This window comes from Mycolicibacterium austroafricanum, from assembly GCF_000612725.1.
In the GTDB taxonomy this organism is placed as follows: domain Bacteria; phylum Actinomycetota; class Actinomycetes; order Mycobacteriales; family Mycobacteriaceae; genus Mycobacterium; species Mycobacterium austroafricanum.
Genome location: NZ_HG964458.1, coordinates 194,617 through 215,018 on the forward strand (window position 1 = coordinate 194,617; position 20,402 = coordinate 215,018).

Annotated in this window: 20 protein-coding genes; 9 read left to right on the forward strand and 11 right to left on the reverse strand. The window is 68.9% G+C overall.

The window, feature by feature from the left end; all coding sequences use genetic code 11:
• The first annotated feature begins 18 nt into the window (after positions 1 to 18).
• The 7 genes from BN976_RS27500 to glgX all read left to right on the forward strand — a co-directional run bounded on the left by BN976_RS27500 (position 19) and on the right by glgX (position 7,242).
• Positions 19 to 1,863, forward strand: a complete 1,845-nt coding sequence (locus BN976_RS27500; RefSeq protein ID WP_036376002.1) for a hypothetical protein — start codon at positions 19 to 21, stop codon at positions 1,861 to 1,863.
• Entirely contained in the window at positions 1,860 to 2,009 is a 150-nt protein-coding gene (locus BN976_RS34090; RefSeq protein WP_165804690.1) for a hypothetical protein, read from the forward strand. The genes BN976_RS27500 and BN976_RS34090 overlap by 4 nt, the downstream gene beginning before the upstream one ends.
• A gap of 62 nt (positions 2,010 to 2,071) precedes the next feature.
• On the forward strand, positions 2,072 to 2,440 hold the full coding sequence (locus BN976_RS27505; RefSeq protein ID WP_372923245.1) for a hypothetical protein: 369 nt from the start codon (positions 2,072 to 2,074) through the stop codon (positions 2,438 to 2,440).
• Complete coding sequence (locus tag BN976_RS27510) at positions 2,437 to 3,723, forward strand: hypothetical protein (RefSeq protein WP_036375825.1); 1,287 nt, start codon at positions 2,437 to 2,439, stop codon at positions 3,721 to 3,723. Before BN976_RS27505 ends, BN976_RS27510 begins: the two co-directional genes overlap by 4 nt.
• Before the next feature lie 30 nt (positions 3,724 to 3,753).
• Complete coding sequence (locus BN976_RS27515; RefSeq protein ID WP_011782844.1) at positions 3,754 to 4,431, forward strand: PAS and ANTAR domain-containing protein; 678 nt, start codon at positions 3,754 to 3,756, stop codon at positions 4,429 to 4,431.
• Positions 4,428 to 4,988 carry an isochorismatase family protein gene (locus tag BN976_RS27520; protein ID WP_036375841.1) on the forward strand — a complete coding sequence of 187 codons (561 nt, stop codon included), beginning with the start codon at positions 4,428 to 4,430 and terminating at the stop codon, positions 4,986 to 4,988. The genes BN976_RS27515 and BN976_RS27520 overlap by 4 nt, the downstream gene beginning before the upstream one ends.
• An 82-nt stretch (positions 4,989 to 5,070) precedes the next feature.
• Positions 5,071 to 7,242 (forward strand): glycogen debranching protein GlgX, encoded by a 2,172-nt coding sequence (gene glgX / locus BN976_RS27525; protein ID WP_011782846.1) that lies wholly within the window; start codon positions 5,071 to 5,073, stop codon positions 7,240 to 7,242.
• A gap of 167 nt (positions 7,243 to 7,409) precedes the next feature.
• On the opposite strand, the gene BN976_RS27530 is transcribed toward glgX, so the two are convergent.
• From BN976_RS27530 to BN976_RS27560, 7 genes are all read right to left on the reverse strand, one after another.
• Complete coding sequence (locus BN976_RS27530; RefSeq protein ID WP_036375844.1) at positions 7,410 to 8,459, reverse strand: alkaline phosphatase family protein; 1,050 nt, start codon at positions 8,457 to 8,459, stop codon at positions 7,410 to 7,412.
• Positions 8,456 to 9,487 carry an ABC transporter ATP-binding protein gene (locus BN976_RS27535; RefSeq protein WP_036375847.1) on the reverse strand — a complete coding sequence of 344 codons (1,032 nt, stop codon included), beginning with the start codon at positions 9,485 to 9,487 and terminating at the stop codon, positions 8,456 to 8,458. Before BN976_RS27535 ends, BN976_RS27530 begins: the two co-directional genes overlap by 4 nt.
• A gap of 8 nt (positions 9,488 to 9,495) precedes the next feature.
• Complete coding sequence (locus BN976_RS27540) at positions 9,496 to 10,332, reverse strand: ABC transporter permease (protein ID WP_036375850.1); 837 nt, start codon at positions 10,330 to 10,332, stop codon at positions 9,496 to 9,498.
• The gene (locus BN976_RS27545) at positions 10,329 to 11,264 is read right to left on the reverse strand and encodes an ABC transporter permease subunit (RefSeq protein ID WP_036375853.1); all 936 of its coding nucleotides are present in this window, start codon (positions 11,262 to 11,264) and stop codon (positions 10,329 to 10,331) included. The genes BN976_RS27540 and BN976_RS27545 overlap by 4 nt, the downstream gene beginning before the upstream one ends.
• Positions 11,264 to 12,403, reverse strand: coding sequence for an ABC transporter substrate-binding protein (locus BN976_RS27550; RefSeq protein ID WP_036376011.1), 1,140 nt, complete (start codon positions 12,401 to 12,403; stop codon positions 11,264 to 11,266). The genes BN976_RS27545 and BN976_RS27550 overlap by 1 nt, the downstream gene beginning before the upstream one ends.
• Before the next feature lie 175 nt (positions 12,404 to 12,578).
• On the reverse strand, positions 12,579 to 13,904 hold the full coding sequence (locus tag BN976_RS27555) for a maltokinase N-terminal cap-like domain-containing protein (RefSeq protein ID WP_036375856.1): 1,326 nt from the start codon (positions 13,902 to 13,904) through the stop codon (positions 12,579 to 12,581).
• 51 nt (positions 13,905 to 13,955) lie between these two features.
• On the reverse strand, positions 13,956 to 14,915 hold the full coding sequence (locus tag BN976_RS27560) for a hypothetical protein (protein ID WP_235622138.1): 960 nt from the start codon (positions 14,913 to 14,915) through the stop codon (positions 13,956 to 13,958).
• 184 nt (positions 14,916 to 15,099) lie between these two features.
• On the opposite strand from BN976_RS27560, the gene BN976_RS27565 reads away from it, so the two are divergent.
• Together BN976_RS27565 and BN976_RS27570 are read left to right on the forward strand one after the other, a co-directional pair.
• A complete protein-coding gene (locus tag BN976_RS27565; RefSeq protein WP_036375862.1) occupies positions 15,100 to 15,912 on the forward strand; it encodes a HugZ family pyridoxamine 5'-phosphate oxidase in 813 nt (270 codons plus the stop codon).
• Positions 15,913 to 15,927: 15 nt separating this feature from the next.
• Positions 15,928 to 16,506: an orotate phosphoribosyltransferase gene (locus BN976_RS27570; RefSeq protein WP_109489675.1), complete on the forward strand. Its 579-nt coding sequence runs from the start codon at positions 15,928 to 15,930 to the stop codon at positions 16,504 to 16,506.
• Here BN976_RS27570 and BN976_RS27575 read toward each other — a convergent pair.
• From BN976_RS27575 to BN976_RS27590, 4 genes are read right to left on the reverse strand one after another with little or no spacing between them, the layout of a single operon-like run.
• A complete protein-coding gene (locus BN976_RS27575) occupies positions 16,493 to 17,527 on the reverse strand; it encodes an ABC transporter ATP-binding protein (protein ID WP_036375869.1) in 1,035 nt (344 codons plus the stop codon). The two genes, BN976_RS27570 and BN976_RS27575, sit on opposite strands and share 14 nt — an antisense overlap.
• Complete coding sequence (locus BN976_RS27580; RefSeq protein WP_199559025.1) at positions 17,524 to 18,261, reverse strand: ABC transporter permease; 738 nt, start codon at positions 18,259 to 18,261, stop codon at positions 17,524 to 17,526. Before BN976_RS27580 ends, BN976_RS27575 begins: the two co-directional genes overlap by 4 nt.
• Before the next feature lie 43 nt (positions 18,262 to 18,304).
• Positions 18,305 to 19,156 carry an ABC transporter permease gene (locus BN976_RS27585; RefSeq protein ID WP_036375874.1) on the reverse strand — a complete coding sequence of 284 codons (852 nt, stop codon included), beginning with the start codon at positions 19,154 to 19,156 and terminating at the stop codon, positions 18,305 to 18,307.
• 12 nt (positions 19,157 to 19,168) lie between these two features.
• Positions 19,169 to 20,320 carry an ABC transporter substrate-binding protein gene (locus BN976_RS27590; RefSeq protein ID WP_036375878.1) on the reverse strand — a complete coding sequence of 384 codons (1,152 nt, stop codon included), beginning with the start codon at positions 20,318 to 20,320 and terminating at the stop codon, positions 19,169 to 19,171.
• Positions 20,321 to 20,402 lie beyond the last annotated feature (82 nt).

Here is a 20,402-nt window from a genome sequence, read left to right on the forward strand (position 1 = left end):
ACGCGGGATGGGATGACGATGGAGTTCTCTCTGCAAGCGGTGTCCGTGCTGGCCCAGTCGTCGGGCGACGAGGGCGGGGGTACCGCCCTGAGCGAGATCGTCGCGTTGTCGGCGGCCGGGGCCGTCGTCACGGCGGTCCTGCTGTGGATCGGCTGGCAACACCGCAACCACAAGATCACCTGGCTGGCCGGCCTGGCCGACTGGTCGGCGCGCCGCTTCAAACGACCACCGTGGGTGGCGCTGCCCATCGCGATGTTCATCGCGTCGATCATCTGCGCGCTGTTCGGTTTCATCTGGGACGTCAGCCTGCACATCGGCAACGGGCGCGACGACGGCGCACTGGCGAACCCCGCGCACTACTTCATCCTCATCGGGCTGTTCGGCATCTTCGTCGCCGGTTGCACCGCGATGGTGCTGCCCTATGACCGGCCCGGCCCGGCTGCCGTGCGCATCACCGACGACTGGTACGCCCCGGTCGGCGGAATCGTGATGGCCGGGTGCGGCCTCTACGCCCTGCTCGGCTTCCCCCTCGACGACATGTGGCACCGCATCTTCGGTCAGGACGTGACGCTGTGGGGCCCGACGCATCTGATGATGATCGGCGGCGCCGGGTTCTCCACCCTGGCGGCTCTCTACCTGGAGTACGAGGGACGGCGCGTCCGGACCGACGAGACGCCGCCCGACGGCATCGGCCTCAAATTCGTGCAATACCTGGCCTTCGCCGGAGTGCTGATCGGCGCGTCGGTGTATCAGATCGAGTTCGACTTCGGCGTGCCCCAGTTCCGTCAGGTGTTCCAGCCCATGCTGATCGCCGCCGCCGCGGCCCTCGCGCTGGTCGCCGCCCGGATCTTCATGGGGCGCGGCGCCGCACTGATCGCAGCCCTGATCGCGATCGGTCTGCGTGGTCTGGTCGCGGTGGCCGTCGGCCCGGTGCTCGACGCCCCGCTGAACTGGTTCCCCCTCTACCTCGGTGCGGCCCTGGTCGTCGAGATCCTGGCGTTGACCCCGCTGCTGCGCAGGCCGGTGCTGTTCGGGCTCGTCAGCGGGTTGGGCATCGGCACGGTCGGACTGTGGCTGGAATCGCTGTGGATCGGCGCCGTCTACCCGTACCCCTGGCCGACGAGCATCTGGCCGGAAGCCCTGGCGATGTCGGTGCCGGTGGCCGTGCTGACCGGCGGGTGCGGCGCGATGGTCGGCATGGTGCTGACCGGCCGGCGACTGCCCGGCCGGGCCGTCGGAATCGGGCTGGTCGCCTTGACGGTGCTCGCGATCGGCGGCGCCGCGGCCAACGGTCTGCGTTACGACACCCCCCAGAACGCCACCGCCTCAGTCACTCTGACCGAGGCCCCGGCGGTCGACGGGCAACGCTTCGTGACCGCCGACGTGCGGTTCAACCCGCCGGACGTCATCGGCGACAATCCGAACTGGGTGTCGGTGCTCGGCTGGCAGGGCGGCCTGCCCAACGAGCGGGGACAGTTCGTCGACCACCTGGAGAAGGTGGGCGTCGGCCACTACCGCTCCACCGAACCGATGCCGGTGTCGGGCACCTGGAAGACGCTGCTGCGGGTGCACGACGGCCGCACGCTGACCGCGGTGCCGATCTATCTGGCCGGAGATCCGGGCATCGGCGCCGAAGAGGTGCCCGCCGAGGCGCAGTTCACCCGCCCGTTCGTCTCGGAGATCACCATCCTGCAGCGCGAGCGCAGCCCCGACATCCCGGCGTCGCTGTGGCTCATCGGGTGCCTGGTAGTTCTGCTCTGCACCCTGGCGATGATCGCCGGGATCTCCTGGGGCGCAGGCCGGATCAACAATAGCGAGCCCAGCGGCAGCGAGGCCGAGTTCGCACCCAGCGCGCAATCATGACCGGACCGTCCGACGTCGTGGTGCTGGCCGACCATCCGATCTGGATCGCCGTCCCGGCGTTCGCGCCGGCGATCGTGGTCGCCGCCGTCGTGGTCTACATCGCCGCCAAGAACCGACAGAAGTCAGACGACAACAGGGAACAGTGACAACAGCACATCGAACAGCACATCGAACAGCACAGCGAATCCTGACCCTCGGTGCGGTGCTACTGCTCGCAGCAGGCTGCGCCGGTGAATCCCGGGACACCGCAACGGTTTCCGAGTCGGGAGCGGTCGACCCGTCCGCGATGACCGACGCTCAGGCGCGGCCCGCCCGGGTCGTCATCGACGTGACGATCGAGGGTGGTCAGGTGACCCCGACCAACGCGCAGCTGCAGGCCGGTGTCGACGAGCCCATCATCCTGCGCGTCGCCAGCGACGTCACCGACGAGTTGCACGTGCACTCCACGCCCGAGCACAGTTTCGACGTCGGCATCGGGCCCGCGCAGTCGTTCCAGTTCACCGTCGAGGTGCCGGGCCGGGTCGACATCGAACTGCACAAGCTGCACAAGACGATCGCGACGATCCAGGTGCAGTGACCGCACACCTGGTGGCCCACGGTCTGGGTGGCTCGGCCGACCTCCCGATTCCGTACACCTACGCCCTGATCGGCGCGGCATGGGCGTTGACCTTCACGTTCGCCGTCGTGGCGCTGGCGTGGCGCACGCCGCGGTTCGACGCGGCCAGGCCCGGACGACCGTTGCCGCAGTGGGTGACCCGTGCGGTCGACGCCCCCGCGACGCGCTGGACGTTGGCCGCGGCGACCCTGCTGTTCACCGGCTGGGTCGCCGTGTCCACATTCGTGGGTCCCCAGGATTCCGGCAACGCGCTGCCCGGCGTGTTCTATGTGTTGCTGTGGGTCGGGTTGGTCGCGTTGTCGGTGCTGCTGGGTCCGGTGTGGCGGGTGCTGTCGCCGGTGCGTGCCCTGCACCGCTTCTCCGGCGGGCGCTCGCTGGGCCGGACCTATCCCGCAGCGCTGGGGTACTGGCCCGCGGCGGCGGGGTTGTTCGCGTTCGTCTGGCTCGAGCTGGCCAGCCCGGATCCCGGATCGCTGTGTGCGATCCGCACCTGGCTGCTCGTCTACCTGGCGGTGACCGTGGCCGGCGCGCTGTGGTGCGGCCCGCAGTGGTGTGCCCGCGCCGATCCGTTCGAGGTCTACAGCGTCGTCGCGTCGCGCGTGTCGCCGTTGCGGCGGAATTCCGACGGTCGCATCGCGATCGGCAACCCGTTCGACCATCTGCCGTCGCTGCCGGTACGCCCCGGGATCGTCGCCGTGCTTTCGGTGCTGCTGGGCTCCACGGCGTTCGACAGCTTCTCGGCGACGCCGCAGTTCCGTGGATTCGTCGACGACCTGACCGATTCGGGACTGGGCGCGACCGCGGTGCGGACGGCCGGGCTGGCGCTGTTCGCCTGCGTCGTGGCGGCCACGTTCTGGGCGGCCGCCCGGTGCACCGGCGGGGTCGACGCGCGCCGGCGCCGGGAACTGCCCGGGCTGTTCGCCCACTCGCTGATCCCGATCGTGATCGGCTACGTGTTCGCCCACTACCTGACGTACCTGGTCGAGCGTGGCCAGCAGACGGTGTACCGGCTGCTCGGGCAGCCGGACGCCGAGGTCATGTACGTGCTCTCGATGCATCCGGCGGTGTTGGCGACGCTGAAGGTCGGGTTCGTCGTGGCGGGCCACATCGCCGGTGTCGTGGCCGCCCACGATCGGGCCCTCAAGGTTCTGCCCGCGCGACACCAGCTGACCGGGCAGCTGGCGATGATGTTGGTCATGGTCGGCTACACGTTCACCGGCCTCTATCTGCTGTTCGGCGGATGAACAGTCCGGTGGTGACGCTAGGGTCGTGCTGTGCCGAGCGATGACTCCGTGGAACAGGCGCTCGCCGGCGGCGCGCCTCAGCGTGTCGGCTGGTTCCGGTTCTACTTCGCCGACGAACGGTGGGAATGGTCCGAGCAGGTACAGATCCTGCACGGTTACGAACCGGGCACGGTGACACCGACCACCGATCTGGTGCTGTCACACAAGCATCCCGACGACCGTCAGCAGGTCGCCGCGACGCTCGACGAGATGCGCCGCACGCACCGCACGTTCTCCACCCGGCACCGCATCGTCGACACCCGCGGCGACACCCACGATGTGGTCGTCATCGGCGATCAACTGCTCGACGACGCCGGCCGGCTCATCGGCACACACGGGTTCTACGTCGACATCACCCCGACCGACACCCAGGCCAAGGCCATGGTCACCGCGGCACTGGCGGAGATCACCGAGAACCGCGCGGTGATCGAACAGGTCAAGGGCATGCTGATGTTGATCTACCGGGTCGACGACGAGGCCGCCTTCGAGCTGCTGCGCTGGCGTTCGCAGGAGACCAACGTCAAGCTGCGACTGCTGGCCGACCAACTGCTGGCCGACTACACCACGCTGAGCTACGACGAGACGCTGCCGCCCCGCGCGACGTTCGACCACCTGCTGCTGACCGCTCACCAGCGGGTGAACCGCGCCGGCGATACCGTGGACGGGTGACGTCGAACCGGACCCTCATCATCGTGGACGTGCAGAACGACTTCTGTGAGGGCGGCTCGCTGGCCGTCGCCGGCGGCGCCGCCGTCGCGCGCGGCATCACCGACCTGCTCGCCTCCGCCCCGGATTATCGGCATGTGGTGGCGACCAAGGACTTCCACATCGATCCGGGACCGCACTTCTCGGACCACCCCGACTACGTCGACTCCTGGCCGGTGCACTGCGTCGCGCACACCGCGGGCGCCGAGTTCCATCCCGACCTCGACACCACGGCCGTCGAGGCGGTGTTCAAGAAGGGGCACCACTCGGCCGCCTACAGCGGATTCGAGGGCAAGGACGACAACGGCAGCGCGCTCGCGGACTGGTTGCGGGCCCACGACGTGGACGCGGTCGACGTGGTGGGCATCGCCACCGACTACTGCGTGAAGGCCACCGCCGCCGACGCGGCCGCAGCCGGGTTCACCACCCGGGTGCTGTCACCTCTGACCGCCGGGGTGGCCCCGGCGACCACCGCCGATGCCCTGGACACCCTGCGCGCGGCCGGTGTCGAGGTCCTGTGAGGCAACCGACGATTGCGCTGCCCCGGAGGTGGGCATTCCCTATCGTCGCCACCGCCGACCCCAATTCACAGGAGAGTGCTACTTGACCCAGATCGCCGGCTCGTCGCGCACCGCCCTCGCGCTGGAACTCTGGCCGGGCAAGGCCTACCCTCTCGGCGCCACCTATGACGGCTCCGGAACCAACTTCGCGCTGTTCAGCGAGGTAGCCGAGAAGGTCGAGCTGTGCCTGTTCAGTGACGACGCAGCCGGAGGGACCGTCGAGACCCGGGTGACCCTGCCCGAGGTGGACGGCTTCGTGTGGCACGGGTTCATCCCGAACATCGAGCCGGGACAGCGCTACGGCTACCGGGTGTACGGACCCTACGACCCCGCCGCCGGGATGCGCTGCAACCCGAACAAGCTGCTGCTCGACCCGTACTCCAAGGCCATCGACGGCAACTTCGACTGGAACCAGTCGCTGTTCGGCTACAACTTCGGCGATCCCGACAGCCGCAACGACGACGACTCGGCCGACAGCATGCCCAAGTCGGTGGTCATCAACCCGTTCTTCGACTGGGGCGTCGACCGGCCGCCCAACCACGAGTACGCCGACACCGTGATCTACGAGGCGCACGTCAAGGGCCTGACCCAGACGCACCCCGACATCCCCGAGCAGATCCGCGGCACGTACGCCGCGGTCGCGCATCCGGCGATCATCGAGCACCTCACGTCGCTGGGGGTCAACGCCATCGAGCTGATGCCGGTGCACCACTTCGCGAACGACTCGACGCTGATCGACAAGGGCCTGTCCAACTACTGGGGCTACAACACGATCGGCTTCCTGGCACCCGACGCCAAGTACAGCTCCAACCCCAATCCCGGCGGTCAGGTGCAGGAGTTCAAGGCGATGGTGCGCGCGCTGCACGAGGCGAACATCGAGGTCATCCTCGACGTCGTCTACAACCACACCGCCGAGGGCAACCACCTCGGCCCGACCTTGTCGATGCGCGGCATCGACAACGCCGCGTACTACCGCCTCGTCGACGACGACAAGCGCTACTACATGGACTACACGGGCACCGGCAACAGCCTCAACGCCGGACATCCACACTCACTGCAGCTCATCATGGATTCACTGCGGTACTGGGTGACCGAGATGCACGTGGACGGATTCCGGTTCGACCTGGCCTCCACGCTGGCGCGCGAGTTCTACGACGTCGACCGGCTGTCCACCTTCTTCGAACTCGTCCAGCAGGATCCCACCGTCAGCCAGGTGAAGCTCATCGCCGAACCCTGGGACGTCGGGCCCGGCGGCTACCAGGTCGGTAACTTCCCGCCGCAGTGGACGGAATGGAACGGCAAGTACCGCGACACGGTGCGCGATTTCTGGCGCGGTGAACCAGCCACGCTCGACGAATTCGCCTACCGGCTCACCGGATCGGCCGACCTCTACGAACACACGGCGCGGCGGCCGGTGGCGTCCATCAACTTCGTCGTCGCCCACGATGGATTCACGCTGCGCGACCTGGTCTCCTACAACGAGAAGCACAACGAGGCCAACGGTGAGGACAACAACGACGGGGAAAGTCACAACCGGTCGTGGAACTGCGGTGTCGAGGGTCCCTCCGACGACCCGGAGGTCCTCGCGCTGCGGTCCAAGCAGGAGCGCAACTTCCTGACCACGCTGCTGTTGTCGCAGGGCGTGCCGATGATCTGCCACGGCGACGAGTTGGGCCGCACCCAGGGTGGCAACAACAACGGTTACTGCCAGGACAACGAGATCACCTGGATCGACTGGGCCAGTGCCGACACCGAACTGCTGGACTTCACCCGGATGGTGTCACGGCTGCGCGCCGAGCACCCGGTGTTCCGCAGGCGGCGCTTCTTCAGCGGCAAGCCCGTCGGCCGCCGCGGCCAGGCCGGCCTGCCGGACATCGCCTGGTTCACCCCCGAGGGGGCGGAGATGACAGGCGAGGACTGGGGTTCGGGTTTCGCGAAGTCCGTCGGTGTCTACCTGAACGGCCACGGCATCCCCGACATGGACGCGCGCGGTCAACGCGTCATCGACGATTCGTTTCTGCTGTTCTTCAACGCCCACCACGAACCGATCGAGTTCACGTTGCCGCCCAAGAAGTTTGCGACGGCATGGCAGCCCGTGGTGTCCTCCGCGGCGCCGGTGGCGCCGGAACCCGGCGAGCCTCACCAGGCCGGCGCCACGGTGTCCGTCGAGGCAAGGACCGTCCTGGTGCTGCGGGCCGAGTCGAACCCCGGCTGAAAGCTGTTGTGCGGCAGCACGCTTAACGGCGAGTCGGCCCCTCTCCGGGGAGTCGTGTGTTAATTTGATCATGCTGTTGCAACCGTGGCCTCCGATGCGGCATCGGGTGCTTCCCGCGTGCCACCGGCCGGGCGGGCCGGGTGTAGGAGCCGAAGAGCGGCGGCCGCCTACCTGGGGGCCACGGTTGCCAGCTTGAGCGCCGCGAGTACCAGGCCGGCCCAGTCCTGGGCGGCGGGTCGCCGGTGCCGCCACACCTGCGCGATCTGCGCCACCATCGGGTGGCCTCCGGTCGCGACGGCCACCTGGTCCCGGGTTCTCGGACCGCCGTGTCCGCCACCGCGACTCGGATAGCCGGGCGCCGCGAACCAGTGGTGCGGGGCGGACGCGATCACCCGCACCCCCGGCTCGCACAGCCAGGATCCCTCCACGCCGGGCACCCCGGACAGCCAGCGGTCGTCGCAGGCGTCGCGGCCCACCACCACCGCGGCGGTCCCCTCGTGGAACACGCCGGCGTCCACCCCGCGGGCAGCGGCGAGACCGGCCAGGTCGATGCGGCGGTCGTCGTCGATCGACTCCTGGTCATGATCGGATGCGATGAACACCACCAACTCGTCCCAGCGGGGGCGGATCGAGTCGATGAAGGCGGCCAGCGCCGCGTCGACTGTTCGATAGGACTCGATGGCCTCCGGGCTGTCCGGGCCGTGCAGATGGCTGGCGGTGTCCGGGCCGTTGAAGTGGACCACCAGCAGATCGGGCGCCCGTTCGGCCGCCGCGACTGCGTGGGGAAGCACCTGCGCGTCGGTGGCGTAGCCGAACTCGTCGACACCCGCCGATGCGGGAAGGATCCCTTCGGGCGGCCAATGTCGCCCTGCGGTACGTGCTCTGGCCACGTCGATGAGGAACTGGTCCCCGACCACGAACTCCGACGTGCACGTCGCGGCACGCTCGAACACGGTCTGTGTGTGCGCATCCGCGGTGAACTCGTGGCCGAACAGTGGGTTGGCGAAGACCCGGTGCTGGGCCGGGGTGCTCCCGGTGACCAGCGTCAGGATGTTCGGATAGGTCGCCGAGCACAGCACCGCTTCGGCCCCGTCGCGCCGCCAGGCCCCCGCGGTGGCCAGTGTGTGCAGTGTCGGCATCGTGTCCGCGCGGACGCGACGCGCTCCGACACCGTCGAGGATGACCATCACCACCGCGACGTTGGTATCGGCGCTCATGACGCGAACACCTTCACGTCGTCGGCCGCCACGGTGACCCCGACATGCTGGCCCGGCCGGAATTCGGCGGCCGCGCGCGACGGGAGGTCGGCGTGCACGGTGTGGCCGTCGACGGTCAGGTAGATGCGGCTGGTGGCGCCGAGGAAAAGCACCACGTCAACGGTTGCCGGCAGGCCGTCCCGCCCGGTGATGCGGACATCCTCTGGCCGAAAGACAGCCAGCGCCTTGCCGTTTGCCGCCGCCGGTGCCTGCACCTCGAACGCCTGACCCCAGCGGACCACGCGGTCGGCGTCCACAGGCAGTTCGAGCGCATTGCGCGATCCGACGAACGTCGCGGTGAATCGGGACGTCGGCCGCTCGTAGATCTCGGCCGGCGCGGCCACCTCGAGGATGCGGCCGCGATCCATCACCGCAACCCGGTCGGCCACCGCCATGGCCTCGGACTGGTCGTGTGTCACGAAAACCGCTGTGGTGCCTACTCGGTGCTGGATCCGCCGGATCTCGTCGCGCAGATCGTTGCGGATGGCGGCATCGAGCGCAGCCAGCGGCTCGTCGAGCAGCAACACGTCGGGTTCGGGCGCCAGTGCCCGGGCCAGCGCCACCCGCTGTTGCTGGCCGCCGGAGAGCTGATTGGGGTAGCGGTCGGCCAGCTCGGACATGCCGATCAGCCCCAGGAGTTCCTCGACCCGTGCGTCGCGCGCCGCCCGCCGCTCCCGCCTGATCGCTAACGGGAACGAAATGTTCTCCGCCACCGACATGTTGGGGAACAGCGCGTAATGCTGGAACACCATCCCGATGGGTCGGTGGCGGGCGGGCAGATGCGTGACGTCGATGTCCCCGATGCGGACGGTGCCGCTGTCGAGTGGACTCAGGCCCGCAATCGAGCGCAGTAGCGAGGTTTTCCCGCAGCCTGACGGCCCCAGTAGGGCGACCATCTGCCCGGGCTCGATCTGTATCGAGACGTCGTCGAGGGCGACCGTCGCACCGTACGCCTTGCCGGCCGACTCGACCCGAACTGCACTGGGCACAGTGTCTCCTAACGTTTCTGGGTGGCGTTGATGCCGGGCAGCAGTCGCACCGGCTCGCCCTTGCCGGTCCGCGCGATGAGCACCGACACGACGAACATGAGCACAAAGGTGAACATCGCCATGACGGCCACCCCGTTGGGGTTACCGCGGTTGTCCTGCAAGGCGGCGACCTGCCAGACCGGCAGCGTCTCGAACGAGCTTCCGGTGATCACCCGGGCGATCGAGTACTCGCCGAACGAGGTGGCGAACGTCAGGATCGCGCCGGTCAGGATGCCGTTGCGGATGTTCGGGATGACCACCCGGAAAAGCGTCGACAGCGGGGACGCCCCGGAGGTCTCGGCCGCTTCGGACAGGTTCCGCACTCCCGCCGCGGCCATCGCACCGTCGACCGGCCACAGGAAGAACGGAAACGCCAGTGCCACATGGCCGAGCACCACCAGGAGCGGGCTGGCTTCCCACGGCTGGGTCACCTCGGTGGCGCCGGCGAGCCGCTTGATGCCGTAGGCCAGCACCACGAACGGCAGCGCGAACGGCAGCAGCGCACACACCTGCATGGTTGTGCGGATCCGCGGGTTACGGATGTATCCCCAGTACAGTGCCGGAACCACCACGACCGCCACGATGACCACGGTCAGCGTCGCCAGCCATGTCGACCGCAGCAGCGCCGACACCACCCGGGGTTCGCTGAGGGTCTGAACCCACCAGTGCACCGTGAAGCCGTCCGGCAGCGCCCGGCCGCGCCACACCGTGGCCACCGAGTAGAGCATGGTCGCCGCCACCGGGAGAGCGAGGAAGACGCCCCACAGTGCCAGCAGCGTGGATCGGGAGATACCCCGGCTCGTCATCGCAGACCCTCCAGCCGGGCCAGCATGCGGGCGGCGATCCTCCGGTAAGCCACGAGCGCCAGCGCCGAGATGACCATCAACAGCACGGCCAGCGCGGCGGCCCGTTCGAACCGGTTGGTGCCGCCGGTGGCGGAGAACAGGAAATTGCCGAGGCGGGTGGTGATCAGCGACGTGGTGGTGGTGTCGCCCAGCAGCGCGTAGGGCACCGAGAACTGGCCCAGCGACCACGCGAACGTCAGCACCCATCCGGAGAGCAGGAACGGGAACAGCACCGGCAGCCCGACGCGGCGCCAGTACTGCCACCGGGTCCCGCCGGCGGTCTGCACCGCCTCCCACCATTCGGGGCGCAGCACCGACATGGCGGGCAGAACGAGCAGGACGTACAGCGGAAGGATGAAATAGATGTAGGTGACCACCAGCCCCCACACCGAGTACAGGTCGAGACCCAGGTGGTAGCCGAACCAGTTCTCCAGCAGCAGCCGGACGAAGCCGACGGCGCCGAGTGTCGAGACCATCGCGATGGCCAGCGACGCGCCACCGAAGTTGGCGGCGACGTTGAGCAAGGCCTGTGCCCCCGCCCGGCCGCGTCGCGCCAGGCCGGAGATCAGGTAGGCCAGCACCGAGCCCACCACCAGACAGAAGGTCGCGACGATCGCCGACAACCCCAGGGAACGCACCATCGCGTCCCGGGTGATGCGCTGGGTGAAGATGTCCTGCCAGGCCTGCAGCGTCCAACCGCCGTCCGGTCCGGCGAAGCTGCTGCGAATCAACCAGATCGCCGCGGCGACGAGCAGTCCGCCCGCGGTCACCAGGAACGGGATCGCCGGCCCCCACTGGGTGAGGAAGGTTCGCAGCGGACGCGGCCGCGGGGGCGGCCCCGCGGCCGGCGGGGTAACCGCCGGACCGGGGGCCGTGGGCGTGGTGACCGTCATCAGCCCGCGGTGAGGACGTCGTTCTCCCACCGCTCGGCCACCATCGCGGGGTCGGGCCACGCATCGTCGGGATACTGGATCACGTTGGCGTACTGGCCGTCCGGCAGCCAGTTGGCCTTCAGTTCCGCGGGAACCTCGAGTTCGCCGAGGACGTAGCGCAGCGGACGCGCGCCGACCCGGGCGAACGCGAGCTGGCCCTCGTCGGAAAGAGTATGGTCCAGAACGAGTTTGGCGAGATCGGGGTCCTCGGTCTTCTTGTTGCACATCGTCGCCGACGGCGACCACACACCACCCTCCGCGGGGATGACGATCTCGGTGTCGATACCCTTCTCCCCGACCAGCTGGCCGGCCTGGATGTTGACGAAGTCGTAGGCCACCCGGATGGGCGTCTCACCGCGCTCGAATGCGGCAGCGGAGTATTCGGCCTCGTTGCGCTGGCCGAGCCGGAAGAACTCGGCCCAATAGTCGATGGCCGCGTCCATGTCGAACTCGCCCTTGTTCTTCGACAGCGCCGCCGCGGTCGAGAACACGGTGGCCTGTCCGGTTCCGGAGGTCACCGGGTTGGAGATCGATACGCGGCCTTGGTATTCCGGCTTGAGCAGATCGGCGAATGACTTCGGCGGGTTGGGGATCGCGTCGGTGTTGGTCATGATCGAGATGACGCCGACGGCCGAGGCCACCCAGCCGCCGTCGGCGGCCTTGTACGCGGGGGGCAGCGCGGCCGCAGCCTCGGGCGTGTAGCCGAGCAGGACACCTTCGGACTCGGCAACCTGGCCGAACGCGATGCCGATGTCCGAGCACATCGGCGCGTTGGTGGTCTCGTTCTTGAACGCCGCGATCTCCTCGGCCGAACTCATATCGGTGTCGGTGCGGTTGACGCCCTGCGCCGCAAATCCGTTGCAGCCGAGTTCGTAGCTGTCGCACACGGACTGGTAGAACTCACCGAAGTTGATCCAGTCGTCGGGCATGCCCGCGGTCCGGAACTGCTTGGCCTGTTCCTTGGCGGCGCTCACGTCGGCCGGTGCCGCGGCGTCGGCGTCGGCGCCTGTTCCGGATCCGCCACATGCCGCGAGCGGCAGCGCGATCGCGGTCAGCACGGCGGGAACAAGCCGCCGCGACAGTCTTTGGGGCCTGGTCATGTCCACGATCGGGTCTCCTGTGGGGTCGTCGCTGCGCGGAGGAGTCGGCGCGACTTGGACCCTCGCCGGACAGCGCGACCATGTCCTGACCGGAGGTTGTTGGTGACGGGAACGGAAGATGAAGAATTGGTATAGACCAATCCGGGGGTCCGGCCGTGAGACCCAGGGTGCGGGGTCAGCCCAGGATGCGGTCGATCGATCTCATCGGAATGGGCAACCAGGACGGCCGGAAGCGGGCCTCGTACGCGGCCTCGTACACCGCCTTGTCGAGCTCGTAGGCGGCCAGGACGTCGCCGTGCCTGCGCGGGTCGTCCCCTGCGACCGCCGCGTAACCGGCGCAGAACGCGGCGCTGTTGCGGTCCACCCAGTTCCCTGCCCTGTCCGCGAGTCGACCGTCGGCGTCCTGATCCGGGGTCAGCTCCACCAGCTTCTGGTAGGCCGCGTATTCGAAGGACCGCAGCACGCCGGCCACGTCGCGCAGCGGCGAGTCCGGCCGCCTGCGTTCGTCCAGCGGTTGGCCGGGTTCACCTTCGAAGTCGATGAGCAACCAGTTGTCCGGGGTACGCAGCACCTGACCGAGATGCAGGTCGCCGTGTACCCGCTGCACGGTGATCGCCCGCCCGTCGAGGCGTCGGTATCGTTCCTCGACCGCCGCGGCGCGGCCCGCGAGCTCCGGCACGGATTGTGCGGCAGACCGCAGCCGGGCGAGCACGGTGTCGACCGGGAACGGCTCGGTCGAGGTGCCGAGGGCTTCGGCGAGATCGTCGTGCACCGAGGCCACCGCCTTCCCGAGCCGGTAGGACTCGTCGGCGAAGTCGCTGCCCACCACGTCGGCGAACATCTCGCGGGCACTGGCCGTGGCCATGTCCCAGCCTTCGACGCTGTTCGCGGCGAAGGCCGTCACCATGCCGAGCGCGCAGCGGTCGGTGCCCGGGCCCGCCCATGACGTCTCGAACGAACCGAGAAGCCTTGCGACGTGCCGGTTGCCCGCCTGGGCGAGCACCCGGTTGAGCTCGATATCTGGATTGACGCCCGGCGTCACCCGGCGGAACACCTTGAGCATGGCGTCTTTACCGAAGATCACGCTGGTGTTGCTCTGCTCGGCGCTCGACACCTTCGGCGGCGCGTACAGCGGCAGCGTGGCACCCGGTTCCCTGGTGAACCTCAGGTCGGCGACGGTGGCTGACGCGTCGATCAGGCGCAGCAGATGACGGGCGGCGTCGGAGTCGAACAGCGCGTCGTAGGCGATCCGTTCCCCCTGCGGGCCCCGGGCGGTGCCGATGGTGGCGGCTTCACCGAAGCCGGCCACCGGACTGTCGGCCCACCTGACCACGAGTTGATAGCGCTCGACGGTGCCGTCGGTGTAGGTCACGTCGAGCAGGACGTGGTCGAGGTCGTCGCGCAGCGGGGTCACCACCGCAGGCTCGGCCGAGGCGAGTTCACGGCTGCGGCCGGCGTACCAGCGGCGGTGCACGATCCAATCGCCGAATGCCAGCGTCATGGTGTGGAACCTACCCAGGCCGGCGCCAAAAGAATCACCGGCCGGATGCTGCTACGGGAGGAAGCGTTCGGCTCCGGCGGTCCTGACGAACCGGGTGGCGTTGGCCTGCCGGTAACCGATCACCCCGCCGCTGAACGTGAGGAAGATCAGGCCGGCCAGGCCGGGCAGCGCGACGGCGGCGATCTCAGCGAGAGTCGGATTGGTCGCGCCGCGCGGGGAAGCGCCCAGCCGGACGAACTGACCGCCCGCCGGCGACGCCGGGGGCGGCGCCGTCACCCCCGGGGTGGACGGAACCGATCCGCGGATCACCGGCGTCGCCACCCCCGCGACCCCGGGCGCAGTGACTCCGTTCGGGGCCACGGCGCCGGGATTCCCCGGCACCGTCCGTGGTGGCTTGCCTGCGACGGTGCCTGCGCGCGGCACGGTCACCAGCGGAGCGCGGAAGATCACCGGCTCCGACACCGCACCACCGCCGCCACCGCCGGTGGCTCCGGTGGTGGCATCCGCGACGGGCGCTTCCTCCTGGGTCCGGATGGCGGGTCCGGGCGGCGGAGCCGGGGACGGCACGATCTGCAGCGCCTCCAGGAACTCGCCGAGGGTGGGCACCGGGATCTCGATGGTGGTGTAAAAGGTCGACACCGTGGGCCAGCTGCCCATGGGGATCTCTCCGGCGGACGGTAACCGGATGAACGGAAGCGTGATCGAGTTCTCGAACGGTGATTCCCGCAGCGTGGGCGCGGGGCTCTCGGTCGCCGGGTCGTCGGTGCTCCCGTAATCGCCACTGCCACCCTGATCGGGTGCGGGTTCGCGGCTGGGCTCCGGTTCGTCCGGTTCCTGGCTCGTCTCACCGGGATCGACAGGGTCGTTCGTCGTGTCCCCGCCATCGCCGGAGTCCTCGGAGCCGCCGTCTGCCGGGTCGTCGGACGTCTGGCTGGAATCGTCGGTATCGGCCGGCTGGGCCAGCGCAGGAACCGCGGCGACGCCTCCGGACACGCCGGTCACGATCAGCACGCCAGCAACCGCGAGAGCACGCAGCGCCGGCCCGACCATGGTGCCCCCACTTCCGGAGGTTTCGTTGCTTCTACGAGGGGTGAATCCGCCCCAATTCTCGCATATCGGCACAAGTCGCCTGGTCGATTGCGGGTACCGGGCGAACGACGGCTCCTGTGGATCGCCGAGCAGATAGGGTGCGTTCGTGACGTCAGCCGGCTCGACTCGTGACCATGGCGACCCTGGTGATGCACCCAGCGTCCCGCCTCCGCTGACCGATCCCGCCGACACCACCCGGCCATCGGCCGCCGAGGAGGCCAGGACCATCGCCGCGTCGACCAACGCAGGGACGCTGGCGACGCTGACCGCCGACGGTGACCCGTGGGCGTCGTTCGTCACCTACGGACTGCTCGACGGCGCACCCGTGTTGTGCGTGTCCAACCTCGCCGAGCACGGCCGCAACCTGGCGGCCGACCCGAGGGCCAGCATCGCGATCGTCGCACCCGGCGCCGAGACCGACCCGTTGGCGAGCGCGCGGGTGACCCTGGCCGGGCGGGTGGAGGCTCCCGAGGGCGCCGAGCGGGCGGCCGCCCGGGAGGCACACCTGTCGGCGGTCGCGGCGGCGAAGTACTACATCGACTACAGCGATTTCTCGCTGTGGGTGCTGCGGGTGTCGCGGGTGCGCTGGGTGGGCGGTTACGGCCGGATGGACTCGACCAGCGGAGCGGACTACACCGCGGCCCAGCCCGATCCGGTGACGCCGCGGGCCGCGGGGGCGATCGCCCACCTCAACGCCGACCATGCTGACTCGCTGGCGGCGATGGCGCGGACGCTGGGCGGCTACCCGGACACCCAGTCCGCGACGTGTACGGGCGCCGACCGCTACGGCCTGGATCTGCGGCTGAGCACCGAACGCGGAATGGCCTACACGCGAATCGGTTACGCCCGCCCGATCGATTCGATCGATGAATTGCGTTCGGCTGCGGCAGAGTTGGCGCAACGAGCGCGAAACGCCTGATCTACGATGCCGGGTATGCCCGCCCACACCGACCGCCCCCAGACCTGGCAAGCCGCGTTCGATCTGATCCGGACCCGAGGGCACGAGCGGCGCGAGGAGCCGTTCAAGTTGGCCAGCGGTCAGCTCAGCCACGACTACATCGACGGCAAGTACGCCGTCGACACCGGTGAGCGCCTGACGATCGTATCCAGGGCGGTGGCCGACCTGGCCGCCGCCGAGGGCATCGAGTTCGACGCCGTCGGCGGGCTGACGATGGGCGCCGACCCGCTGGCGCACGGCGTCGCGATGGTCACCGGCAAGGCATGGTTCTCGGTGCGCAAGGAGCAGAAGAAGCGCGGCAGGGAGCAGTGGGTCGAGGGCACCCGACTGGAGCCCGGCATGCGGGTGTTGCTCGTCGACGACGTGATCAGCACCGGCGGGTCGACCGAGCTCGCGCTGGAACGCATCGCCCCGCTCGGCGTCGTCGTCACCGGGGTGATCCCGATGGTCGACCGCGGCGACGTCGCCGCAGCGCGCTTCGCCAAACGCAACGTGCCGTTCCACGCGCTGGTGACGTACCGGGACCTGGGGATCGAACCCGTCAAGGACGTGTGACCAGCACTCCGCGCGGTTCGATACCGACGGTCACCGGGTCACCCGGCGCGAACCCCCGGGCGGCCGAGCTGGTCATCTGAGCGCTGACCGTGGAACCGTCGGGCACCGCGACGTGGACCCGCGAGATCGCGCCGAGGAACGACACCGAGCTGACCGTCGACGCACCGGCCGGGTCGGCGGTCACCGTCACCGACTCGGGCCGCACCATCGCCACCCCCGCACCCTCCACCGAACCGGGTAGCGCGGCCACCGACACCCCGAGCAGGGTGGCGGTGCCACCCGACACGGTGGCGGGCACCTTGTTGTTCAGCCCGACGAACTCGGCGACGAACGGGGTGGCCGGCGTGGCGTAGAGGTCGGCGGGCGCCGCCAGCTGCTCCAGCCTGCCCTGGTTCATCACCCCGACCCGGTCGGCGACGGCCAGCGCCTCCTCCTGGTCGTGGGTGACGAACAGCGTCGTCGTCCCGACTTCCAGCTGGACACGCCGGATCTCATCGCGCAGCTGCGTGCGGACCTTGGCGTCCAGCGCCGACAACGGCTCGTCGAGCAGCAGCACCCTGGGCCGGATCGCGAGCGCGCGGGCCAGCGCCACCCGCTGCTGCTGCCCACCCGAGAGCTCCTTGGCGTAGCGGTCGCCCAACTCCCCGAGGCCCACCAACTCGAGCATGTCGGTGGCCCGAGAAAGCCTGTCCCGCTTGTCTTTTCCGCGCATCTTCAGGCCGAACGCGACGTTGTCGAGCACCGTCAGGTGCGGGAACAGGCTGTAGGCCTGAAACACCATGCCCATGTCGCGCTTGTTCGCCGGCACCTTGCTGACGTCCACCCCGCCCACCGCCACCGTGCCCGAGGTCGCCTCGTCGAGGCCTGCGAGGATGCGCAGCGCGGTGGTCTTTCCACACCCCGACGGACCCAGCAGCGCGACCAGCTCCCCGGGCTCGATGTGCAGCGTGAAGCCGTCGAGCGCCCGGGTGGTGCCGTACACCCGGGTCAGCTCGTCGAGCTCTACGGCAACTCCACTCATACGGTCACTCCCACGTTGCGCCGGCCACGGGTGACCAGCGACAGGATCAGCAGCAGCACGAAACCGAACAACAGCGTCGCCAACGAGGCCGCCACCGAGGTCGGACCGTCGCTCTTACCGATCAGCACGATCTGCACCTGCAGCGTCTGGTAGCCCGACAGCGACGCGATGGTGAACTCGCCGAGCACCACCGCGATGGAAATGAACGCCGCGGACAGGATTCCCGACCAGATGTTGGGCACCACCACCCGGGTGATGGTGGTCAGCCACCCCGCGCCCAGCGACCTGGCCGCCTCCGAGAGGGTCTGCAGATCGATCGCCGACAGCGCGGCGTCGATCGCCCGGTACGCGAACGGCAACACGATGACCACGTAGACGAACGTCAGCGTCAGCGCGGACTCCCCCAGGAAGTACGTCACCCACAGATAAACGTTGCGCAGACCGACGACGATCACCAGCGCGGGAATCGTCAACGGCAGCAGACACATGAACTCCACCAACCCCTTGGCCCACGGGGCACGCAGCCGCACCCAGATCATCGTCGGAACCAGCAGCACCAGCATCGCGGCCACCGTGAACACCGCCAGCAGCAGCGACACCACGATCGCCTGGTAGAGCGCCTGGTCGGCGAACAGGTTCGCCCAGGCCCGCCACGTGCGCCCGCCCGCGATCAGATTGCGGGTGGAGAAGTCGGCCATCGCGTAGAGCGGGAACAGGAAGAACAGCCCGAACATCACCCACAACGCGCCGCGCACAGCCCTTTTCACGAGGCGCCCGTCATGACAGCCACCGCGAGCTACGCCTGACCATCAGGTTGTAGGCGGCCATCACCACGGCCACCACGACGATCATCTCCAGCGCCAGCGCATAGGCGAACCCGGCCTGCCCCAGCACCACCTCGCTGACCAGCGAAGCGCGGATCAGCAGAGGCAGGATCGGGCTGCCCTGGCTGACCAGCGCCGCGGCGGTGGCGTACGCGGCGAAGGCGTTGGCGAACAGCAACAGCGCCGAACCGAGGAACGCCGGGGTCAGCAGCGGGATCGCCACCTCACGCCAGTACGCCCAGGTGGAGGCGCCGAGGCTGACCGCCGCCTCGCGCCACTGCTCCCGCAGACCTTCCAGCGCCGGCACGAACACGATGACCATCAGTGGGATCTGGAAGTACGTGTAGACCAGGATCAACCCGCTCAGGCTGTACAGCCAGCCCGAGCCGGCCAGGTTGAACCCGAACACCTGCTGCACCCACAGGGTCAGCACCCCGTTCAGCCCGACGGTGGCCAGGAACGCGAATGCCAGTGCGACACCGCCGAACTGGGCCAGCACGCTGCACAGCGACAGCACCGCACGGCGCACCATCGAGGTGGGCGGGCTGCTGACGATCAGCCACGCCATCACCGCCCCGAACACGGCGCCGAGCAGCGCGGTCGCACCCGAGAGCAGCACGCTGTCGAGCAGGGCCGACAGCGCCGTGCCGGTGAACAACGCTTCGATGCGGTCCAGGCTGAAGACTCCGTCGGCGTACACCGAGCCCACCACGACGGTGACCGTCGGGATGATCAGGAAGATGACCACGACGGTCAGAAACGGCAGCAGCGGCAGCGAATCACGAAGCCGGCGTGCAAGGCTCACGTGGGGCTCACCTCAGCCGATCGCGGCGGCCCAGTTCTCCGCGAGGTACTTCGACGCCGCCTCGGTCTGCTGCGGCGTCGGCACCGTCACCGGGCCGTCGACCACCGGCAGTGCCGCGGCGACCGCCGGGTCGAGGGTGCCGTCGGCGAGCATGTTGTCCGCCCGCACCGGCCGCACCCCGCCCTGGGCGAACAGGTTCTGGCCCTCGTCGCTGTAGAGGAACTCCTGCCACAACCGCGCGGCGGCGGGATGCGGGGCGTCCTTGTTGATCGCCTGGTAGTAGTACCCGGCGACGGCGTTCTCCGGCGGCACCAGCACCGTCCACGACGGCAGTTTCTTGGTCTCGGCGGAGTTGGTGTAGTTCCAGTCGATCACCACGGGTGTCTGCCCCGATTCGATGGTGGCGGGGGTCGGGTCGACGGGCAGGAAGTTGCCCGCCTCCTTGAGTTTGCGGAAGAATTCGACGCCGGGTGCGATGTCGTCGGCCGAGCCGCCCTGCGACAGCGCCACCATCAGGACGCCGGAGAACGCCGCACCGGCCTGGGTCGGATCACCGTTGAGGGCGACCTTGCCCTGGTACTCCGGCTTGAGCAGATCGTCGACGCTGGTCACCGGCGGCACCTTGGACGAGTCGAACCCGATAGACATGTAGCCGCCGTAGTCGTTGACCCAGGTCCCGTCGGCGTCCTTGAACGCCGCGGGGATGTCGTCGAACGTCTCCACCTTGTACGGCGCGAACATCGCTGTGTTGGCCAGCGCCACCGACTGGCCGAGGTCGAACACGTCGGGGGCACTGCTGCGGCCCTTCTGCTGGTTGGCGGCGTTGATCTCGTCCTGGCTGGAGGCGTCGGGCTGCGCGGAGTTGACCTTGATGCCGTACTTGTCGGAGAACGCCTTGATGATCGCGCCGTAGTTCGCCCAATCCGGCGGCAGCGCAATCACATTGAGCTCACCCTCGGCCTTGGCTGCCTCGACAAGACCCTCCAGGCCGCCGAAGTCTCCGGCCGAGGTGGCCTCGGCCGCGTTCACCCCGGACTCGGTCTGTGCGTTGGAGTTGTCCTTCTCGGGCGGCGCGCACGCCACGGCGCTCCCGAACAACAGTGCCGACGCGGCCACCGCGAAAACCCGGGACATCAACCGTGGGGTGTGGGGTGAGGTGTTCATTGCCGAACCTTCCGATGAGCAGGAGGCTGCGCAGTGGCTCAGCGGTTACCGCCCCGCGACCCCGCAGTGAACGAATCCGACC